Source organism: Variovorax sp. Varisp53, assembly GCF_059491555.1.
In genome coordinates, this window is sequence record NZ_CP168512.1 from 4,857,664 (window position 1) to 4,878,263 (window position 20,600).

Below are 20,600 nucleotides of genomic sequence, written 5' to 3' on the forward strand. Positions count from 1 at the left end.
ATCACTTCCAAGGCACAGGAATACAAGCCATGTGGGACATCCATCAGGCATACATCGATGGGGCCTTCGTGCCCGTGCAGGGCAGCGAGCGGCTGGAGATAGTCAATCCCGCCACCGAGCAGGTCATCGGCACAGTGACCTTGGCGAACCGCGACGATGCGAAGCGAGCGATCGATGCGGCGAATCGGGCACAACCGGGGCTGGCCGGCAGCACCAAGGCACAGCGCATCGAGATGCTCAAACGCCTCGAGGCCGCCGTGCTGGCGCGCACCGACCAGATCTGCGAGGCCACGATCGAGGAGTACGGCGGCCCCTTGGCCCGTTCGCAATGGGTCAGCAACTACGCCTCGCAATGCTTCGCCAGCACGGCACGGATGCTGCAAGACTACGTCTTCGAACGCCGCCTGGGCGACGCCACCGTGGTGATGGAGCCCGTCGGCGTCGCCGGCCTCATCGCCCCCTGGAACAGCACGGCCGGAAGCATTTGCAGCAAGTTGGCATCGGCCATCGCTGCAGGCTGTGCCTCGGTCGTCAAGCCCAGCGAGCTGGGCCCGCTGCAGGCGCAGGTCGTGACCGAGGCATTGCATGACGCGGGCCTGCCAGCCGGCGTCGTCAATGTACTGCTCGGGCGCGGCGGCGATGTCGGCGACGAGATCTCCACCAGCCCGGGAATCGCAAAGATCTCGTTCACCGGTTCCACGCAGACCGGCAAGCTCATTGCGCGCGCGGGCCTGGATACCATGAAGCGCGTGAGCCTGGCGCTTTCGGGCAAGTCGGCCACCGTGATACTGGACGACGCCGACATGGCCGCCGTGTTGCCCATGGCGCTGAACGCGGCCTTCATGAACAACGGCCAGGCCTGCGTGGCCGGCACGCGACTCCTGATCCCGAACGTGCACATGACGCAGGCCATCGAACGCCTGCAGGCCATGGTGGCCGCCATGCGCGTGGGCGATCCGCGCGACGCCGCCACCGCCGTCGGGCCGCTCGCGAGCAAGGCGCAGTTCGAGCGCGTGCAGCATTTCATCCGCCGCGGTCTGGCGCAGGGCGCGACGCTCGTGGCCGGCGGCGAGGGCCGCCCGGACGGTCTTGACAAGGGCTGGTTCGTGCGGCCCACCGTATTCGCCGGCGTGCGCAACGACATGGACATCGCACGCGAGGAGATCTTCGGGCCGGTGCTCTCGGTGATCGGCTATGACGACGAGGATGAAGCCGTTGCCATCGCGAATGACTCCGTGTACGGCTTGCAGGCCTACGTCTTTTCGTCGCAGCCGACGCGCGCCCTCGGTGTGGCCTCGCGGTTGCGCGCCGGCACGGTGCTGGTCAATCGCATCACGCCCGAGTTGATCGCGCCATTCGGCGGCGTCAAGCAGTCGGGCATCGGCAGGGAGTTTGGCATCTTCGGCATGGAAGCATTCCTGGAGCCCAAGACCATTGCCATCCCGAACGGCCTTGTGCAGCCCCGTCAGGCAGCTTGAGCACGATCGCTTGCCGGCTGGGTTCACGGCCCCGCGCCCCGGGGCACGCTCTACGTCGTCGAGTCTCTCAGCAACCGTTGGGCTGCTTGCAGATCCGCCGTCTCGAAGCCTTCGGTGTAGCGGGCGAGGACGCCAGCGAGCAGGTCTCGGCCCTCCTGTCCGCGCTCGCCCTTTTCCCAAAGGCGCGCCAAGTCCGTTGCAACGCGAAGTTCCCAGGAACGGGCGCCCTGCTGCCTGCTGATTGCCAGCGCCTCGAGCAATGATTCCTCGGCATGTGCAATGCGCGGCGGCACGGCGTGCGAGAGGGCTAGTGCCTTCAGACGAAGAAGCTCCGGAAGGTTGTAGAGGTCACCCTTGGCATGCACGAGCGCGAGGGTGTCGTTCATCAACTCCAGCGCGTCGTCGTTCTTGCCAACGGCGTTCAGGCCTTCGGCGAGCGTGATGTTGAACGACGTGGTGAGCAGCTCGTAGCGTGATTCGCGAAGCTCGATCAGGGCCCCCTGAATCGCCTGGACGCCTCGTGCGGCATCGCCGCGCTTGACGGCGAGCTCGCCCTTGACGCCGCGGCCCACCGCCAGGTAAGGCGTCAGCGAATGCGATTCGGCATAGGCGATGAACCTGTCGATGTCCTGCTCGGCCTGCGCGAGATCGCCGACCCACATGTACACGGACACGGCCCATATCAGGGCAATGCACAGCGTCACCGGGTGGTTCAGGTGCCGGGCCTCCTCGACGGCACGCTGCGCGACGACAACGGCTTGCGAGGGATGCCCCTGCAGCCACAAGGTCCTGGCCAGCGCGATGCACGCGCGATTGTGAAAGTCGAAGCCGGAGTAGATGCTGCTGTGCTGCCGCGAAACCGCAGCACCCGCTATCGCGGCTTCCAGGAAGTGCCGTGCACGAGGTTGGTCTCCTACCAGATGATGGCAAAGACCCACCAGCGAGTTGGCCGTCGCCTGCGCCGTTTCATCGTTGATGGAAGCCGCCACGGCGGCGCAGCGCTTGGCATGGCTGAGCGACTCGACGAAGTCTCCTATCCGCTCATGAAAGATCTGCAGGCGCCCCAGCAACTCGACTTGGCTGCGGGCGTCGCCGAGCTCTTCGGCCACCTCGAGGCTGCGTTCGAGCGCATGGCGCACCTGGTCGCTGTGCCCTCGGGTGAACATCTGCGACAGGCCGACAGCCGCCTGGAGATGCATTTCCGCGGGGCTGCCGCGCGTGGCAGCCGTCAGTTCGCCGAGCGCGCGCCTGGACCAGTCGTGGCACTCCGCAAGCAAGGACATCGCCATGAAGGCCGGCACAGCCGCCACCGCCAGAGAAACGCCCAGCTCCCTGGCATCGGTGCGGTGGAAGCACCACGCGAGAGCCGCCCTCACGTTGCCCAGGTCCGCGAGATCCGACGCACGAGCCGTGTCGCGTGAAAACGCATCGTCCTTCGTGGCCATCTGCTCCAGTCGCTGTCGGAAGTAGATCGCATGGCGCCGCGCGGCTGCGTCTGCCAGGTCCGTCCCCGCCTTGGAATGCGCGTACGCGCGTGTGCTCTCGAGGAGCCGGTATTGGGCCGACGCGGCGGAGCGCCGGATGGAGAGCAGCGACTTCTCCGCAAGGCTCGCAATGGCGTCGACCACCTGCGCCTGCGTCAGGTCTTGCCCCCCTGCCACTTCGCGGGCAGCCTCCAGCGAGAAATGGCCCACGAAGACCGACAACCGGCAAAGCACGGTGCGCTCCGGCATGTCGAGAAGCTCATAGCTCCAGTCCAGCGTGGCCTGCAAGGTCTGGTGCCGGGGCTGCGCAGTGCGTTGCCCCGGCCACGAAAGCGCCAGGCGCTCGTCGAGAAGGGTGGCTGTCTGGTGCAGTCCGTAGGCGGCAACGCGGCGGGCCGCGAGCTCGATGGCCAGTGCGACGCCATCGAGCTTTCTGCAGATCTTCGCGATGACGGGAGCATCTGCGTCGTTCAGGTCCGGCATCGCGCCACTGGCGCCGGCGCGCTCGACGAACAGACGTGTGGCGGGATACATGAGGATGTCGCGCGCGACGAGCCCGGGCTGGTCGGGCGGGTTGGCCAACGGATCGAGCAGGTGAATGTGCTCGCCTTGGACGCGCAGCGCTTCGCGACTCGTGGCGAGCATGTGGACATGGGGCGCAGCCTGGAAGATGCGCTCGGCCAGCGATGCGGCCGCCGCGATCACGTGCTCGCAGTTGTCCAGTATCAGCAGCATCCGCCTTTCCCGCAGATAGGCGATCAGGCTGGGCACCGGATCGGCGGAGCGCACCGAAAGCCGCAGCATCGACGCGATGGCGGTCGGCACCAGGCCGGGGTCCATCAGCATGGAAAGGTCCACGAACACGACGGCCCCGCCGAAGTCGCGCAGCAGATCCTGCCCCACGCGCAGCGCGACCGTCGTCTTGCCCACGCCGCCCGAACCCACGATGGTGACGAACCGTCCCTTGAGCAGTTGTGTCGAGATCGCGGCCAGGTCCTTGGCGCGGCCGACCAGCTCCACCGGCTGTGCGGGAAGACCTGGTTCGAGCGGATTTTCTTCGGCGCTCGGCTGCGCATCGGGGCCTGCAACCGCCTTGGTGATGGGGGCGACGAAGCAATAGCCACGGCCGACGACGTTCGACAGATACCGCGCGCCGTCCCGCCCGTCGTCGAGTGCCTGCCGCAGCATCGTGATCTGGTAGCGCAGGCTTCCGTCGGAGACGACCATGCCGGGCCAGGCCTGCGCCATGAGTTCCTGCTTGCTCACGATCACATTGGCTTTGGCGATCAGGGCGAGGAGGACGTCCATTGCTCGTCCCCCAAGATCCACAGGCACCCCGTCGCGCTCCAGGAGCCGCTGCGCAACGCGCAGCGTGAAGGGTCCGAAGAAGATGGGGTCAGCGGTCTGGAGGAAGCTTTCGTCGCTCATGACGGATCGGGAAATGCGGCGTGCTGCACAGGCGGCGGAATCGGGCAAGCCGCATCCTCGGCGGCGCGGGCGGACGGGAGCATAACCGAGGGACCAGGCGGGCGATCCGAAGTTTGCCGGGGTCGCTACGCCGGCCTGTTTGTATAGGTGTTTATCTGCGCACGCGCGAGGTACCTGCATACACGATTCGGGCGATTCCTCACACATGCCAGATACATCCTCCAACTTCAATGAAGCGGTTCCAACTTCATTGAGATCCAACATGAGCGTCCTTCATCCTTCCCTCTCACGCCGCCACCTGCTCGCCGCGTCGATGGCCTTCAGCGCGGCCTCCGTCGCCACTGGCGCCTTTGCCATGCTGCGCCCCGAAAGGGCCAGCCCCGACGACACCTCGGTACGGCCTTTCCGCGTGAATGTCGACCGCGAAGCGCTCATCGACCTGCGCCGACGACTCGCCGCGACCCGATGGCCGACCGCCGAGACCGTCGCCGACGAATCGCAAGGGGTGCGGCTTGCGACGCTGCGCTCGCTGGTGCGCTACTGGTCCACCGACTACGACTGGCGCAAGGGCGAGGCACGACTCAACGCCGTGCCGCAGTTCGTGACCAACATCGACGGCCTCGATATCCAGTTCGCGCACATCCGCTCGCGCCACGCCAATGCGATGCCGCTGGTCATGACGCACGGCTGGCCGGGCTCGATCTTCGAGTTGCTCAAGGTCGTGGGCCCGCTGACCGACCCGACCGCCCACGGCGGCCGCGCGGAGGACGCATTCCACCTGGTGCTGCCCTCGCTGCCCGGCTTCGGCTTCTCGGGCCAGCCCGAGGCCACCGGCTGGGACTCCAACCACATCGCGCGCGCCTGGGGCGTGTTGATGGCGCGCCTGGGCTACACGCAGTTCGTGTCGCAGGGCGGCGATTGCGGCTCGGTGATATCGCACCGAATGGCGATGCAGAAGGTGCCGGGCCTGATCGGCATTCACGTCAACATGCCGGGCACGGTGCCCGCCGAGATCGCCGCGATCCTCGCCGCGGGCCGCCCCGCGCCCGCCGGGCTGTCCACGAAGGAACGCGCGGCCTTCGACAAACTCGACGACTTCTACAAGAACAGTTCCGGCTACTCCGCGATGATGGTCACGCGCCCGCAGACGCTGGGCTATGCCCTGGCCGACTCGCCCGCGGGCCAGGCTGCGTGGATCTACGACAAGTTCGCCACCTGGACCTATTCGGGCGGCGTGCCCGAGCGCGTGCTGCCACGCGACGAAATGCTCGACGACATCTCGTTGTACTGGCTGACCAACAGCGCAACCTCGGCGGCGCAGATCTACTGGGAGGATCACTCGAACAACTTCAACGCGGTGGACATCTCGCTGCCGGCTGCCGTGACCGTGTTTCCTGGCGAGATCTACCAAGCCCCGCGCAGCTGGGCGGAGCGCGCGTACCACAACCTCGTGTACTGGAACGAGGTCGACAATGGCGGCCACTTCGCCGCGTGGGAGCAGCCGCAGTTGTTCAGCCAGGAAGTACGTGCGGCGTTCAGGTCGCTGCGCTGAGCAAGGACGTTCACGGGCCTGCGTTCGCGGGCCCGTCCGCACCGGATGCTGCCGCGGCGCTCGCGGCATTGAGTCGGCGTCATGCGACCACGAGCGGCAGCGTGAGCCGAGCCTCGAGACCGCCGCCACGACGGTTCTCCAGCTGCAGGTCACCGTGCATCGATCGCGCCAGGCGCTGTGCGATCGCAAGGCCCAGACCTGACCCCGGCTTGCCCTTCTGCCCTTGTTGCGCGCGGATCCACGGCGCGAAAACAGCGTCCATCTGCGCCGCCCGGATGCCCGGGCCCGAGTCCTGCACGGCCAGCACCAGGCTCTTCGCATCGACGCGAGCGCAGATCCGCACGTCGCTGCCGTAGCGCAGCGCGTTGTCGATCAGGTTGGCGAGCACGCGGCGCAGCGCGAGCGGGCAGGCCACCACCGGCTGCCCGATGCGGCCGTCGAGCACGATCGCGCGGCCCGCTTCGCGGTAGTCGCGCATCAGGTTGCCGAGCAGGCCATCGGCATCGATGCGCTGCAGTGGCTCGGCCACGTTGCGCTGCATCCGCGCGCTGGCGACGCTGGCCTCGACCAGTTCGCGCATCTGCGCGAGATCGCGCTCCATGGCTTCGCGGAGCGCGTCGTCCTCCAGCATCTCGCAGCGCAGTCCCATGCGGGTCAGCGGCGTGCGCAGGTCGTGTGCGTAGGCAGCCTGCACATCCAGATGCTCCGCCTCGCGCTCGGCCTGGCGACAGCGAACAGTGTTGATCGCGCGTGCCAGCCGCGCGATCGAGCGCGGCCCGCTCTCGGCGAGCTCGGGCATGCGCGCGTTGCCGCTGTGACGTTCCATGGCGCGTGCCAGGCGCGCCGCACCGGCGTGGTGGTCCGTTGCCTCGATCCAGAGGAAGACCGAGAGCAGCATGAAGCCAACGAGCATGGACACGCACAAGACCCACAGCATGCCGTCATCGAGCGGGCAGGCCAGCGGCGCAAGCGTCGCGGCATGGGCGTTCTGTCCGAACGAGGCGACCGCGATCGCGCGCGCCCCGATCAACGCCAGGCTGTGGGAGCGACGGCCCGGTGCAACGGAATCCGGAACGGCTCCGGCGAGCGCTTCGGATGTGTCCACCGGATGGACGGGGCTGATGGACGTTGCGGGCTTCTTTGTCATTCGCTTTCTCCTGTCGCCGATGCAAGTGTCGGCATGAGGGAGATGACATCACGCGGGACAAGGTGCGCACCATCGCACCAGCGTTTGCAGTACCCCTACGAAGGTTTGCCTGCCCCATGCATCGGGGTAGCGCGAGGCCCCCCATGGGCTCAGCCGCGGCCGAGCGCGCGGCCGATCCAGACCTCGAGTTCGGCGGCGTCGATCGGCTTCTCGATCAGGCACAGCGCCGGGCTGGCTTGCACGCGCTCGCGCGTACGGGCTGTGGCGAAGGCACTGATGAAGAGCGTAGGCACGCGCAGGCCTTCGCGTTCAAGGCACTCCAGCAGCTCGATGCCGTCCATGGCCGGCATCTGGATGTCGCAGATGAGGCAGCGCGTGCGGCTCGGCACGCCGGAGGCCAGGAAGTCGCTGGCCGACGCGAATGTGCGCGCCTCCCATCCGATCGAGCGCACGAGACTGCACGTCGCCGCGCGCACGAAAGGATCGTCGTCGACGATGGAAACGAGTTCGATGGCTGACTGGGACAAGGAGGAATCCCGTTCTCTACCGCGGGTACTCTGGTGAAGGCGCGGGACCGTTCCCGCCATTGCCCAAGATTGCAGGATACCGGCGCCAGCGCGCTGCGCCATCATCTCTACGTATGGCGCGCGGCGCAGTCTCAGCGCGCGCTTTCCACGACACCGAGCGCCTCCATCTTGCGCACGAGTTCGGCAACCGAGCGCGAGTTCATCTTGCGCATTGCCTGGCCGCGGTGGATCTTCGCCGTGATCTCCGCGATGCCCATGCGGCCAGCAATCTGTTTGTTCATCAGGCCGCCGGCCACGTGCTGCACCACCTCCCGCTCGCGCGGCGTCAGCGACTCCCAGCAGTCGCGCGTCGCCTGCTGCATTCGCGCGGTCTCGAGGCGACGGGCGTCGCGGTCCAACGCGGCAATGACCGCATCAATCATGTCCTGGTCGCGGAAAGGCTTCGCGAGAAAGTCCACGGCCCCGGCTTTCATCGCCTTCACGGTCATGGCAATGTCGCCGTGGCCGGTCATGAACACGATCGGCATGTGGGGCTGGCCGAGCTCGAGCAGCGATTGCTGGAAGGCAAGGCCGCTCTGCCCGCGCAGGCGTACATCGAGGACCAAGCAAGAAGGCCCGTCGGCGCGCGGCGCGGCCAGGAAAGCCTCGGTTGTGGCGAAGGTCCGCACCGTCAGGTCGATCGAGCGCAGAAGGCTGCCCAGTGCATTGCGCACCAGCTCGTCATCGTCGACGATGAACACGCAACGCATGGCCTGGACATCCGGCGCGGCGCCCGGAAGGGGGCTGCGCAGGGGCATGGGTGTGGACATTGGAAGGGACATCGGGTCGTCGTCCTTTTTATCGGCAAGAGCTGCTCAGCTCGCGGCAAGGCCTGGCCGCGGCAGGCTGAAGACGGCACGCGTGCCGGCGGTCTCGCGCTGTCCCAGGGCGAGCGTTCCGCCGTGTGCATCGAGGATCGACTTGCAGATCGCCAGCCCCATGCCCATGCCGTTCGACTTGGTGGTGAACAGGGGTTTGAGCAGATGCTCCGCCGCGTCGGGGTCGATGCCCAGGCCGGCATCGTCCACGACGATGCGCACATGGCTCTCGTCGTTCACGCAGGCCAGCAGCAGCGGCCGCGGGCCGTGCGGGAGAGAGGCCATCGACTCGGCCGCGTTCATCAGCAGATTGACCGCCACCTGCTGCAACTGAACGCGATCGCCGTGCACGGGAACCGGCGCGTCCAGGCCCTTCATCTCGAGTGTCACGCCCATGGTGTCGAGCGCACCCGCGACCAGGGCAGCCGCCTCGTGCAGGGCCTCGCCGAGATCGAATGCGGCGAACTGCGGCTCCGCGTTGCGCGCCTTGGCACGAAGACCCTGGATGATGGTGCGGGCGCGCAGCGCGCTCTTGCTGATGTGCGTGAGCATCTCGCGGGCTTCGCCGATGTTGGGCGGGCTGCGGTCAAGCCAGCGCAGTGCGGCGCTGGCCGAGGTATCGACCGCCGCGATCGGCTGGCCGACCTCGTGCACGATCGAGGCCACCAGCTCGCCCATCGCCTTCAGGCGGCTCGCGCGCTCGAGCTCGGTCAGCGTGCTGCGCAGTTGTTCCTCGGCATGCGCACGCTGGTGGTTCTGGTCGATCAGCTCCTCGTAAAGCCGGGCGTTCTCCAACGCGAAGGCCGCCTGCGAGGCGATCACCTCCAGCACTTCGGCCTTGGCGGGCGTGAACACATGCGAGGCGAGGTTGTTCTCCAGATAAAGCGCGCCGATGAGCGTGGCATGGCGCATCAGCGGCACGCACAGGATCGAGCGCGGACGCCGGTGGCGGATGTAGTTGTCCTGTGCGAGCGACGTGCTTTCGCGCGCATCGTCCACCACGACGTGCTGCTGCGTGCGCGCGACGGCCTGGACGATCGACACCGGCAGCGCCTGCGCATCGAAAGCGACGCCCGCCTGCGTGAGCGCGATGGCACCGTCGAGCACCCGCGCCTGGGCGCGCACCTGCCAGACCTCGTGCCGCAGCAGCGCCAGCGTGCCGAGCTCGGCGCCAGCGTTTTCGAGTGCGGTGCGCAGCAGGATTTCGACCAGGCGAGCGGGGACGATTTCGCTGGCGAGTGCCGTCGAGATGCGCAGCACGGCCTGCGCGTCCAGCGCCTGCATGCGCCGCGTACTCGCGGCAGAGTCCTCGGTCTCGAAGAGCCCCGGATGCGCCGACTGCAACTGCCGCACCTTGGCCATGGCACCCCAGCGCTGCCACGCGCCGCGGGCATGGCGCAGGTTGCCGTGCGCGGACAGGTCGTCGCCGCGGCCGGCATGAAAGGCCGCGGCGCGCTCGGCTGCCAGGGCCTCGACCTGGGTGAAGCCATGTCGCCGCGCGTGCGTCACCGCCCGCGCATAGGCCTCCACCGCCGCCAGCGGATCGCCATCGATGCGGCACAACTCCGCCCGCTACCAGCTGGTAGCGGGCCAGGAAGTTGGCCGGACAGGCCAGGACCCAGGTCTGGAGCTGCTGCACGTCCCGCTGGAGCGCCGCCTGCTGGGGTGCATCGCGCGTGGGCAATGCGAGCAGCGCCAGCGCGCCGTAGAACGGCAGGTCGCCGCTTTCGGCGAAGGTGCGGCCCGAGGCCGCGCAGGCCTCGGCCCGGCGGCGTGCGTCGATCGCCTCGGTCAATCTGCCGCCGATCAGCGCCGCCTGCAGCTTGTACACCCAATAGGCGAAGTCCACGAGCGTTGCAGGCTCGCCTTCCTGCGGTGTGCGCGGCTGGGCGTCGCGATCGCCCTCGGTGCCGTCCTGCAACTGCGCCAGCAGCGCCTTCTGGGCCAGCAGCGCGTCGATCACGAGCTGGAAGTTCGCGTCGCGGGCGATGGCCAGGCCACGTTCGACCGTGTCCCGCACGTCGCCCAGGTACTCCCCGGCGAACAGCATTCCCGTCGCCTGGTTGCGGCCGCAATAGATCGCGAAAGTGTGGTCGCCGCTCGCCACGGCGACGTCGTAGGCGCGCCGGATGTAGTCGCGCGCCGCGCGCGCCGGCTGCGTCCATGGAACCACCAGGGTCCCGAAGGCCATGTAGACCCGGCCGCGGTACCGGGCGAGGCCGCGCTCGTCGACCAGGTGCAGCGCGAGTGCGCCGAATTCGCGGGCGGCGGCGTAGTTGCCGTAGCGCACGCCAAAGACCTGTGTCATGCAGACGTAACCGTCCGCCGAGGCGTCGGCGTGGCCTTGCGCGATGCCGATGCGGATCATGCGCAGGAGGATGAAGTCGACCAGGTTGTGGTCGGTGTACAGCGCCGGCGGAATGAGGTCGGCGAAGATGTCGGTGATGGCGCGGCGCAGCGGATCGGCCACGATGGGCAACTGCCGCAAGGCGCCGATGCCATGGCGATCGATCCATGCCTGCAGTGTGGCGTGCTCCCGGTCGACCGCGGCATCGTCGGGCCGCCTGGGCATGTCGATGCCGGATTTGCACAGGAAGGCGAGGCCGACATCCAGCGCCTGGTCGAACCTGCCGAGCGTGGTGTACAGCGCCGCCCGCAGGCGCGCGAGATCGGACCCGAAGATGCCATCTCCCGCGACCTCCTCCAGCGCCGACAGGCGGGCCTCGGCGGCTTCCAGCGACCCCGTCATGAACTCGGCCTCGCCGCAAAGCGCGCGCGCGTTCAGGCCGTCGTCGCTGCAATCTTCTTCACCCAGAAAGGCGAGCGCAGCGCGGAAGAAGCCGAGCGCCGAATGATGGGCTGTCGCGGCCTTCGCCTGGCGGCCGGCTTCCAGGTTGAGGCGCGCGAAGTCGCGTCGCTCCTGGGGCGCGTCGACGGCCGGGCGGGCAAGGCTGGCCTGCGCGGCGAGCGCGAACACCTGGGCGGGGTCGGTCGCGTGCAGGATGTGGCGCCGCACGATCTGCAGGTGCATTCGCGGCCTCTCCTCGGGCGGGATCGAGCCATAGGCGGCCTCGCGAATGCGGTCATGCCGGAAAACCCAGCCGTTGCCATCGCGCAGGATGCTGCCGGCCTCGCGTGCGTCGTCCAGCGCCGCTCGCAGGCGCCCGGCCGCATCGGTCCCGGGCCTCACGTTCATGGCGAGCGCGAGCGCGGTGTCGGATGCCCGGTGGCCGAGGCACGCCATCAGACGCAACACGGCCTGCGTTGACGCGGGCAACTGCTCGAACCGGCGCGCCATCAGGTCGTCGACGTTGTCGGCACCAGGGTGCGCCACGAGCCTTTCGACGCTCCAGCGCCACGAGGCGGCTTCCGCATCGTAGACAAGCAGCCCTTCGTCGGCCAGCAGGTGGAGCAGATGCCGTGCGAAGAACGGGTTTCGTTCCGTCTTTTGGCCGATGACCTCGGCCAGTTCTCCGATGGCGCTCACGTCCTGTTGCAGCGTCGCCGCAACCATTTCGCGCAGGGCGCCTTCGTCCAGCGGCCCGAGTTCGATGCGGACGGCCTCTGGCACTTCGGCAAGCCGGCCTGCGCGCAGCGGATGGTCCGCAGCCACCTCGTTGTCGCGGAAGGTGCCGACCAGCAGCAAGGCTGCGTCGTCATGCTGGTACAGCAGGCGTTCGAGCACCTGCAGCGTTTCGAAGTCGGCCCATTGCAGGTCATCCAGCAGCAATACGAGCGGCCGGGCGGGCGTTGCGAAGCAGGCGATCAGCCGCGCCATGCCCTGCAGTACGCGCTCGCGTTCGATTGCGGGGGCCGCGTCAGGCGCGTCGGCAGGCGCGGGCTGTCCAGGCTGCAGGCCGGCGATCGTGCCCAGGGCTGGCAACAGGGCGGCCAAGGTCCGCTCCACGGGTTTTGCCGCGGCGGCGATGCGGCTGCGCCAGAGCGCGAATTCTTCTTCGGCGCAACCGAGCACGTATTGCAGCAGCGGATCGAGCGCCTCCACCAGCAATGCATACGGCCTGCCACGGCCGCCCTCTTCACTTTTGGCTGTGGCCAGAAGCGGCGCGCCGGAAGGCTGCACGCGCGCCATCGCCTCGCGCAGAAGCGTCGATTTGCCGATCCCGGACGGGCCCGAGACCCAGGCTGCGCGCGAACGAGCGTTGTCCGCGACCGTGCGGTAGAGCGCCAGCAGCGTCTCGAGTTCGGCATTGCGCCCCAGCACCCGATCCGCAGCGCGGGGCCTGCGCAGGGCCGAATGAGCATCGAGTGCAAAACCCGGAACGCGTCCGTGCTGGCGCAGCAGGGCCTCGCAGCGCCGCAGATCGGCCAGCACGCCGGCGGCGTCCGCATAGCGCTGCCCGGGGGCTTTCTCGAGCAGCTTCATGACCAGCAGCGAGAGTTGCTCGGGAACGCCTTCCACCAAGTCGCACGGCGCACGGGCGGTCTGGGTCGCGTGCGCGTGAACGCGAGCGGCGGCATCGGCGCCATGAAACGGAAGCCTTCCGACCAGTAGTTCGTAGAAGATGCAGCCGAGCGCGTAGAGGTCGGCACGCACATCCACTCGCAGGTTCATGCGCGCGCCCAGCTCCGGCGCCATGTAGTTGAAGCTGTCCTCGTCCCAGGCGAGCTGATCGTCGCCCACGGCCTTGGCTTCGCGGGCGACGTTGGTGGCATGGCCGAAGCCGGTGAGATGAACGTGCCCGTCATCGGCAAGCAGCATGCGGTCCGGCGTGAGTGCGCGGTGCAGGACGCCGGCAACGTGCATCGCGCCGACGGCAGCGGTGAGGCGCTGTGCGAGCGCAAGGAAGGCAGCCGTATCGGCGGTGGGCGCCGCGCCGCGACGAAGCGTCTCGCCGCCGGGGTCGTTCAGTATCAGAAGGGAGCTTTCTCCGTGCGGCACCAACGCGATCGGAACCGCCGCCCATTCGTCGCGAAGCGCATGGCGAAACGCGTACTCGCGTTGAAGCATCGCGGCAGTGGCCGGCGCGGTCTGGCCACGCCCGGCCACGAGCGACGAGACCGCGCCACGGGCGCGTGCGCGCTCCAGGCGCGGCGTGCCGGCACTCAGTTCGCGAAAGTCCCGGTATTGCATTACCGAAGTCCCGTGCCCCTCGACAGCGGAGGCATCCGGCAAGGCTGCCTGTTCTTGTCTGGTGAGTTCCTGGTGTTGCATGGATGTAGGCCTTTTTTTGACTGCCCGGGCTGCGAAATGCGTGGGCTCAGTCCGGATGCCGCCGTTCTTTTCTCCCCGTATTCAGACGCGTTCGTCCGCAAGACACCATTGGAACTCCGCGGGTCGCGAGATAGGCGCCGAAAGCGTTGGGTGGTGTTAGGCGTTGTTAGGCGTGAGGCGCGCGCCGCTGCAACCCGGACGCAATGGCCTCGGCTTCGGACCGTCAATGCATGCGCAGGTCTTCATTTCTCTGACCGCCCGTTCCAGACTCGCTTGCACAATCACGCGATGAAACGGCGCAATCGTCGCAAGATTGAGACGTCCCACCCTCAGGTCGAATCGGACCGAGGCGTACGAGATCGTCGCTCGACAGGTGAAGCACGGAAGCATTGCCTCAGCGCTGCTGGCGATGATTGCTTGCCCGCGAGCAGACCGAACGCTGATGGATCTAGCTGCGTGCATGAGCAGATGCTCTCACGGCCATTTGTTCAACAGTTCAGCGCCGCGGCAAGCTCCACCAAGTTCCTGGAGTGGACCGTGTTGTCCGGATGGGGCGACACGTCCTTCTGCTGCGAAGGGCCGTACTCCAGTGGCCGTTCGACGTAAGCGGTCTTCAGCCCGCACGCACGCGCATGTGCCAGGTCGTCCTGGTGGGCCGCCACCATCATGACCTCGCCGGGTTCGACGCCGAAGACCTTGGCAACGCCCAGGTAAGTCGCCGGATCGGGCTTGTACTTGCGAAAGATCTCTGCGGAGAGGATGCAGTCCCACGGCAGACGGGCGTTCTTCGCCATGTTGGCCAGCAAACCGATGTTGCCGTTCGACATGGTGCAGATCGTGTAGCGCGATTTCAGCCGGGTCAGCCCTTCCACGCTATCGGCCCACGGATCCAGCCGGTGCCAGACACCGTTCAGCTTCCGCTTTTCTTCTTCCTTCAGATGGGTCACCTGGAAGGTCTCCAGAAGTGCGTCCAGGATCATCCGATGAAGGTCGTCGATCAAGGTCCAGTCGAGTTCGCCGTACATGACTTTCCGGATCGCCGGCATGTACCCGGCTCGCCAGGCTAGCGCGAACTGATCGCCATCCACGTCGAGTTTCATCGACTGGACCTCTCGCATGATGCTCTTGTGCCAATCGACCACCGTTCCGAAGACATCGAAGGCCAGGACCTTGACGTGCGCCGCTCCTTGGGGGTTCACGTGTTCCATCAGACGTCGTAGCCCGGATTGGTGCGATTTAGCTTGCGCAACAGCGCAGGCCATACGAAGCGGCCACCGATGCCACCGGTCTGTGCCCGCGCATCGGCTTCCGCGGTCGCCTGGATGGACTCGTCGAGCATGGTCAACGGACCGCCTGCCTGCGCCGCGATCTGGATCTGGCAAGCACTCTCGAAGATGTACATGGCCAGGAAGGCATCGGCGATCGTAGTACCCGCCGTGAGCAGGCCGTGGTTACGCAGCATCAGATAGTTCGCCTTGCCCAGGTCCGCCTGCAATCTCGGCTTTTCCTCGTCGCGCAGCGCAATGCCTTCGTAGTCGTGATATGCCAGCGAACCCTGGATCACCATTGACTGCTGCGATATGGGCAACACGCCGCCCTGCTGCGCGCTGACGCCGACGCCTGCACGGGTGTGGGTGTGCAACACACACTGGATGTCCGGCCGGGCAGCATGGATGGCGCTATGGATGACGAAGCCGGCGCGATTCACCGTGAAAGGCGATTCGGTGAGCTGATTGCCGTCCGCGTCGACGCGGAGGAGCGAGGACGCCGTGATTTCGTCGAACAGCAGGCCGTACGGATTGATCAGGAAGTCATGGGCGTCGCCGGGCAAGCGCGCACTGATGTGCGTGAATACCAGGTCGGTCCAGCCGTGCAGCGCCACGAGGCGGTAGCAGGCGGCCAGATCGCAACGCAGTTGCCATTCTTCGGCACTGACGACTTCTTTGAGAGATGGAATATGCACGAAAGACTCCTTCGAATGGGGGATGGTCGGGTTGTGCGGAACGCTCCGGTTACACGGCACCTTCGATCTGCGCCTGCTGCGCCCGCATCAGTTTCTTGTCCAGCTTGCCCACACTGGTTTTGGGCAGGCTGTCGACGAAGGTCACCTCCTGCGGGATCGCGAACCTCGAGATGGCGCCAGCGTCCGCAAACTGCTTGACGTGGGCACGGATGGCGTCCGCATCGGGAACGGCATCCGCCGTGAGAACCACGATGGCAGCAGGACGCTCGCTCCAGCGCGGGTCGGGAATTCCGATGACTGCGGCTTCCCGCACCTGGGGATGCTTCAACAGAATGTCCTCCAACTGCAGCGAGGAGACCCATTCGCCACCGGTCTTGATCACGTCCTTCAGGCGGTCAACGATCCGAACACAGCCATCCGGGTCCATCACCGCGATGTCGCCCGTGTGCAACCATCCGCCACGCCACAGAGCCTGGCTGGCTTGCGGGTCGCCAAGATAAGACTGTGTAAGCCACGGCGAACGGGCCACGAGCTCGCCGGCCGAACTTCCATTACGCGGCAGGTCTTTCATCGCTTCGTCGACCACGCGCAACTGGACGAACGGAATCGCCCAACCCGCATGGCAGCGGGCCGTGACCTCCTCGTCGGTCGGCGCTCCGGAATTTGCTGAGCGGGGTTGCGCCAGCGTCAAGATGGGACCGGTTTCCGACATTCCGTAGCCGGCGAACACGTCGACGCCGCGGCCCATGGCGGCCTTTGCCAGCGATTGGGCGAGCGCTGCTCCGCCGATGACCACCGTCCAGCCGTCCAGGCGCTGGCCCCTCGCCGCCGCCGAGTCCAACATCATCTGCAAAATGGTCGGCACACAGTGAGAAAACGTGACCTTCTCGCGCTCGAACAGCGCCAGCAGGCGGTCGGGAACATAGCGCCCCGGATAGACCTGCTTGACTCCCAACATCGTGGCCAAGTAGGGCAGGCCCCAGGCATGCACGTGGAACATGGGCGTGACCGGCATGTACACGTCGTCGTGATTGAAGCGGCCCGCGCCCGGCCCTGCCAGAGCAGCGCGGCTGGCCAGGGTGTGCAGCACGAGCTGACGATGACTGAAATACACCGCCTTGGGCAGGCCTGTGGTGCCGGTTGTATAGAAGGTCGTGGCCCGCGTCGACTCGTCCAGATCAGACCATGCGGTCACCGGATTCGAGCCCCCGAGTAAAGCCTCGTACTCGGCAGCGATAGGCAAGCGCGTCTCCCGCGGGCTTGCCGCGTCCGATAGGAGCACCAGCTGCTTACCCGGATCCACCCGATCCCAGATAGCCTCAAGCATCGGCAGGAACTCGGTATTGACGAGGATGAAGTCGTCCTTGGCATGGTTGATTGTGTAGAGCAGCTGCTCGACCGAGAGCCGCACGTTGACCGTGTGCAGCACCATGCCCGCCATTGGCACCGCGAAGAAACACTCCAGATAGCGGTGGGTGTCCCAGTCCATGACTGCGACGGTGTCGCCCGGACGCGCACCAAGCGATGCCAGCCCGGCCGCCAGACGGCCGATGCGCCGGTTCAGCTCGGTGTAGTCGAAGCGCACGGCATCGCCGTACACGATCTCTTCTGAAGGGCTGCGGGACAGCCCGGCTTCCAGCAGTTGCTTGATCAGCAGCGTGTTTGCGCCGAAGGCGTCCGGCGCGGGGTTCGATTCCATGGTTACAGATTTCATTTCAGCGGCCTGTTTTGAGAAAGTCGAGGAGAGCAGCATTGACCGCCTCCGGTTGTTCTTGTTGCACCCAATGACCGGCGTCGGCGATGAACCGGGTCGAGACCCAACGCGTGCATGCATCGTTCTGCATTGCGTCGAGTGCCCCGGGCAGCATGTGGACGCCCCAGTCCATTTCTCCGGCGATGAAGCAGCTGGGCACGTCGACGGTCAGTCCGGCGTAGATCTGCAGCTCCTGCTGCAACCCGCGAGTTGTGGCGGCCCGATACCACAGCAGCCCCCCTTGGAAGCCGGTGCGGCCGAACTCATCGCTGTACACGTTCAGCGACTCTTCAGACAGCCATCGGCTCGGTTGCATCTCGCGCTGCGCCATGCTTCGCGCCACGGTGTCGGCCATGCCCAGGTCCGCATCCATCACGTAATAGGTCGGAAGCCCGGCCAGCGACGCCGCACTCAGGTCGGGCAAAGGCGCGGGCCGCTTGTCGGCGCCTTCCGCGCTCTTGAGGTGGTAGTAGCCCCGAAGGAACTCGCGCAGGCCCTGGCTTGCGCCGTGCATCTCGGCGTTGGCTTCGAGACCTGAGTAGTACAGCTGATAGTGCTTTCGCGGGCGCTCCAGGGTGGACAGGCCGGCAAGCGCTTCTGCGAGCTGTCGGGCGCGCGGGTCCGGCGTGTCGGCAGCACCCAGCGGCATTGCCGGCGGCCCGGTGAACGGCGTGGCCAGCATGGCCAGCGAACGGAAGATATCGGGGCGGATCAGCGCGCACCAGGCCGCGACGTGCGAGCCGAAGTCGTGGCCGACCACGGCGTGCACCGACTTCTTCCCAAGCACATGGATCAGCCCCAGAACATCGCGCACCAGGTTGTCCATGCGAAAGGCACGTGGGTCGGTATCGACATTGGCGGTCCAGCCCGTGGTGCGGCCGTAACCGCGCTGGACAGGAGCCACCACGTGGAAGCCGGCCTGCGCGAGCGCGAGCAGCTGGTGACGCCAGCTGAACGCCAGCTCGGGGAAACCATGCAGCAGCACGACCATTGGCGTCTCGGGACTTGCATCGCCCGCTTCAAGCCAATGCATGTGGAGGCCGTTTCCGTTATCGGCCTGGCGTGGGCGCACGCCAGGGCCCAGCGGCAAGAGGGTCAAGGCGTCTTCCTCGGCCAAGGGTCAGCGCGCGTAGGCGTCCGGCATCTTCTCGATCAGCGCAGGGCGGAGCGCGGCGGCACCGCGCCGGATCGAACCACTGCCGACCATCACGAGGGAACCCATCAGCATGACGCCGGCGATGATCAGGAGGCCGCCCGTCAGGCTGCCGGTGGACTGCTTGATCACGCCCAGGATGTAAGGGCACGCCAGTCCAGCCAGATTGCCCAGGCTTGTGATGATCGCGATGCCGGCGGCGGTCGATTGCCGCGACAGCTGCGTCGTCGCGACTGCCCAGAACACCGGCAGCGAAGAAACAGAGCCCGCGATTGCGATCGCGATCAGCGCCACCGACAGCCACATGTAGGCAGCGGTCCAGCTCGTAAGCGCAAGCCCTGCCCCACCAATGGCCACTGCCACCGCGTAGTGCCAGCGGCGTTCGCCACGCTTGTCCGAGTGGCGGCCGTACAGGATCATCGCCAGCGCACCAAACGCGTAGGGCACGGCAGAAATCAGGCCGATCGTCTGCATGCTCTTGACGCCGAGGCTCTGGATCATCGTGGGCATCCAGAAGCTCAGGGTGGTGCCACCGCAAACAGCCGCGAAGTACAGAAACGACAGCAGGTAGACCTTTGGGTCGCGCAGGGCGTCAAGTGCGGCTTCCACAGGAGGTGTGGACGCGTGGGGTGCCGTCTCCTTGGGCAGGTCGATACGGATCATGCGCTTCTCGTCCTCGGAGAGCCACCGAGCCTCGTCGGGCGAGTTGGACAGGCAGGCATAGACCACGAAGCCCAATGCCGCGGCCGGCACACCTTCGAGCAAGAACATCCACTGCCAGCCACGCAGGCCGTGCCAGCCATCGAGGTTCTGCAGGATCCAGCCGGACATCGGACCCGCAACGAGCCCGCCCACCACCACCGCGCTCATGAGCAAGGCGAGGATGCGCGCTCTGCGTGCCGCCGGAAACCAGAAGGTCAGGTACAGCACGATGCCGGGAAAAAACCCGGCCTCGAAGGCCCCGAGCAGGAAGCGGGCAATGTAGAACTGCATCGGCGTGGTGATGAACATCGTCGCCGCCGAGACCAAACCCCAGCACACCATGATGCGCATGATCGTCAGGCGTGCACCAATGCGCATCAGGAGCACGTTGCTGGGAACCTCGAAGAGCGCATACCCGACGAAGAAGATGCCCGCGCCGAGTCCATAGATGGCATCGGTCAGATGCAGGTCCGAGCTCATCTGAAGCTTGGCGTAGCCAACGTTGATGCGATCGATGTAGGAAACCACGTAGGCAAGGAACAGCAGCGGGATAAGCCGCCAGGTGATCTTGCGGTACATCGCGTCTCTGCGCGCATCGTCATGTGGTCTTGCCGCGGCGGGGCCTGTCGCTCGATTCATCGTGTGTCTCCAACTTTTTCTTGCGTTTGCACATCTTTTGGCTTGGCGCGGCCGCGCACGCAGCCGCTGTGGAATGCGAGGGACCGGCGAAGGCCCACTCGCACCGTTCCGTCAGACCTCTGCCATCGAGGCAGTCTTCTTGTAGATGCTGTTGACCGGATGCTGGAACAGCCGGCGCACCATGGGCTCGAACTCCGACAGCGGCAGCGTCTCGGCTTTCGGGTCGAACGCCGGACTGTCATACAGCTCGCAGAATTCCGCGGTGCGGTCATAGTGCGGATTCCCGACGAACTGCTCGCGCATATCGCGATCCATGCCGAGGTGATGAAAGAAGTAATACCCTTGGAAGATCCCGTGGTTCTGCACCATCCAATGATCCGCTTCGCTCACGAACGGCTTCAGCACCGCTGCGGCGATGTCGGGGTGATTGAATGTTCCCAGCGTGTCGCCGATGTCATGCAGCAAGGCACAGCACACGTAAGCCTCATCACGGCCATCGCGCAAGGCCAGGGTTGCCGTTTGCAAGGAGTGATCGAGGCGGTCGATGGGGAAACCTCCGAAGTCGCCGCGCAGCAGACTCAGGTGATGAAGGACACGGTCGGCCAGACCTTTGGAAAAGGCTTGGAACTCGCCCGCGATCACCTTCCAATCTTGGGCCGTGCTTTCTTGAAAACTACGAAATTTCGCGCGATCGGTCATGGGAGTAGGCTCTTCTGATGAATGACGCACGATGGTAGGAATCAG

The 20,600-nt window shown here is 66.3% G+C and carries 13 protein-coding genes and 2 pseudogenes; 2 read left to right on the forward strand and 13 right to left on the reverse strand.

Going from position 1 to position 20,600, the window contains the following annotated elements; all coding sequences use genetic code 11:
* The first annotated feature begins 29 nt into the window (after positions 1–29).
* Positions 30–1,478: an aldehyde dehydrogenase family protein gene (locus tag ACEOAB_RS22785; RefSeq protein WP_413748887.1), complete on the forward strand. Its 1,449-nt coding sequence runs from the start codon at positions 30–32 to the stop codon at positions 1,476–1,478.
* 50 nt (positions 1,479–1,528) lie between these two features.
* Here the strand turns inward: ACEOAB_RS22785 and ACEOAB_RS22790 are convergent, their stop codons facing one another.
* Positions 1,529–4,390, reverse strand: a complete 2,862-nt coding sequence (locus ACEOAB_RS22790; RefSeq protein ID WP_413748888.1) for an ATP-binding protein — start codon at positions 4,388–4,390, stop codon at positions 1,529–1,531.
* Between the two features lie 262 nt (positions 4,391–4,652).
* On the opposite strand from ACEOAB_RS22790, the gene ACEOAB_RS22795 reads away from it, so the two are divergent.
* Positions 4,653–5,942, forward strand: a complete 1,290-nt coding sequence (locus ACEOAB_RS22795) for an epoxide hydrolase family protein (RefSeq protein WP_413748889.1) — start codon at positions 4,653–4,655, stop codon at positions 5,940–5,942.
* Positions 5,943–6,021: 79 nt separating this feature from the next.
* Here ACEOAB_RS22795 and ACEOAB_RS22800 read toward each other — a convergent pair whose 3' ends face one another.
* The 12 genes and pseudogenes from ACEOAB_RS22800 to ACEOAB_RS22855 all read right to left on the reverse strand — a co-directional run bounded on the left by ACEOAB_RS22800 (position 6,022) and on the right by ACEOAB_RS22855 (position 20,555).
* Positions 6,022–7,089 carry a sensor histidine kinase gene (locus tag ACEOAB_RS22800; protein WP_413748890.1) on the reverse strand — a complete coding sequence of 356 codons (1,068 nt, stop codon included), beginning with the start codon at positions 7,087–7,089 and terminating at the stop codon, positions 6,022–6,024.
* Between the two features lie 149 nt (positions 7,090–7,238).
* On the reverse strand, positions 7,239–7,616 hold the full coding sequence (locus tag ACEOAB_RS22805) for a response regulator transcription factor (RefSeq protein ID WP_413748891.1): 378 nt from the start codon (positions 7,614–7,616) through the stop codon (positions 7,239–7,241).
* A gap of 131 nt (positions 7,617–7,747) precedes the next feature.
* Positions 7,748–8,413 (reverse strand): response regulator transcription factor, encoded by a 666-nt coding sequence (locus ACEOAB_RS22810; RefSeq protein ID WP_413748892.1) that lies wholly within the window; start codon positions 8,411–8,413, stop codon positions 7,748–7,750.
* A gap of 57 nt (positions 8,414–8,470) precedes the next feature.
* Positions 8,471–9,151 carry a sensor histidine kinase gene (locus ACEOAB_RS22815; protein ID WP_495653851.1) on the reverse strand — a complete coding sequence of 227 codons (681 nt, stop codon included), beginning with the start codon at positions 9,149–9,151 and terminating at the stop codon, positions 8,471–8,473.
* 168 nt (positions 9,152–9,319) lie between these two features.
* Positions 9,320–9,835: pseudogene (locus tag ACEOAB_RS22820) on the reverse strand (GAF domain-containing protein); the annotation flags it as partial.
* A 2,335-nt stretch (positions 9,836–12,170) separates the two neighbouring features.
* Positions 12,171–13,646 (reverse strand): annotated as a pseudogene (locus ACEOAB_RS22825) (serine/threonine protein kinase); the annotation flags it as partial.
* Between the two features lie 488 nt (positions 13,647–14,134).
* The gene (locus tag ACEOAB_RS22830) at positions 14,135–14,854 is read right to left on the reverse strand and encodes a haloacid dehalogenase type II (RefSeq protein ID WP_413748079.1); all 720 of its coding nucleotides are present in this window, start codon (positions 14,852–14,854) and stop codon (positions 14,135–14,137) included.
* Positions 14,854–15,609, reverse strand: coding sequence for a class II aldolase/adducin family protein (locus ACEOAB_RS22835; protein ID WP_056589024.1), 756 nt, complete (start codon positions 15,607–15,609; stop codon positions 14,854–14,856). The genes ACEOAB_RS22830 and ACEOAB_RS22835 overlap by 1 nt, the downstream gene beginning before the upstream one ends.
* Before the next feature lie 49 nt (positions 15,610–15,658).
* The gene (locus tag ACEOAB_RS22840) at positions 15,659–17,308 is read right to left on the reverse strand and encodes a long-chain-fatty-acid--CoA ligase (protein WP_413748083.1); all 1,650 of its coding nucleotides are present in this window, start codon (positions 17,306–17,308) and stop codon (positions 15,659–15,661) included.
* 16 nt (positions 17,309–17,324) lie between these two features.
* Entirely contained in the window at positions 17,325–18,479 is a 1,155-nt protein-coding gene (locus ACEOAB_RS22845; RefSeq protein WP_495653136.1) for an alpha/beta fold hydrolase, read from the reverse strand.
* A gap of 3 nt (positions 18,480–18,482) precedes the next feature.
* Positions 18,483–19,796, reverse strand: coding sequence for an MFS transporter (locus ACEOAB_RS22850; RefSeq protein ID WP_495653137.1), 1,314 nt, complete (start codon positions 19,794–19,796; stop codon positions 18,483–18,485).
* 171 nt (positions 19,797–19,967) lie between these two features.
* Complete coding sequence (locus ACEOAB_RS22855) at positions 19,968–20,555, reverse strand: HD domain-containing protein (RefSeq protein WP_413748076.1); 588 nt, start codon at positions 20,553–20,555, stop codon at positions 19,968–19,970.
* Between the last annotated feature and the right edge of the window lie 45 nt (positions 20,556–20,600).

What these genes read in the sequence shown, in the direction of transcription:
- ACEOAB_RS22785 (WP_413748887.1), top strand. Translation starts at nt 30, where the DNA reads ATGTGGGACATCCATCAGGCATACATCGATGGGGCCTTCGTGCCCGTG.
- ACEOAB_RS22790 (WP_413748888.1), bottom strand. Translation starts at nt 4,390, where the DNA reads ATGAGCGACGAAAGCTTCCTCCAGACCGCTGACCCCATCTTCTTCGGA.
- ACEOAB_RS22795 (WP_413748889.1), top strand. Translation starts at nt 4,653, where the DNA reads ATGAGCGTCCTTCATCCTTCCCTCTCACGCCGCCACCTGCTCGCCGCG.
- ACEOAB_RS22800 (WP_413748890.1), bottom strand. Translation starts at nt 7,089, where the DNA reads ATGACAAAGAAGCCCGCAACGTCCATCAGCCCCGTCCATCCGGTGGAC.
- ACEOAB_RS22810 (WP_413748892.1), bottom strand. Translation starts at nt 8,413, where the DNA reads ATGCCCCTGCGCAGCCCCCTTCCGGGCGCCGCGCCGGATGTCCAGGCC.
- ACEOAB_RS22815 (WP_495653851.1), bottom strand. Translation starts at nt 9,151, where the DNA reads ATGGGCGAGCTGGTGGCCTCGATCGTGCACGAGGTCGGCCAGCCGATC.
- ACEOAB_RS22830 (WP_413748079.1), bottom strand. Translation starts at nt 14,854, where the DNA reads ATGGAACACGTGAACCCCCAAGGAGCGGCGCACGTCAAGGTCCTGGCC.
- ACEOAB_RS22840 (WP_413748083.1), bottom strand. Translation starts at nt 17,308, where the DNA reads ATGGAATCGAACCCCGCGCCGGACGCCTTCGGCGCAAACACGCTGCTG.
- ACEOAB_RS22850 (WP_495653137.1), bottom strand. Translation starts at nt 19,796, where the DNA reads ATGTACCGCAAGATCACCTGGCGGCTTATCCCGCTGCTGTTCCTTGCC.
- ACEOAB_RS22855 (WP_413748076.1), bottom strand. Translation starts at nt 20,555, where the DNA reads ATGACCGATCGCGCGAAATTTCGTAGTTTTCAAGAAAGCACGGCCCAA.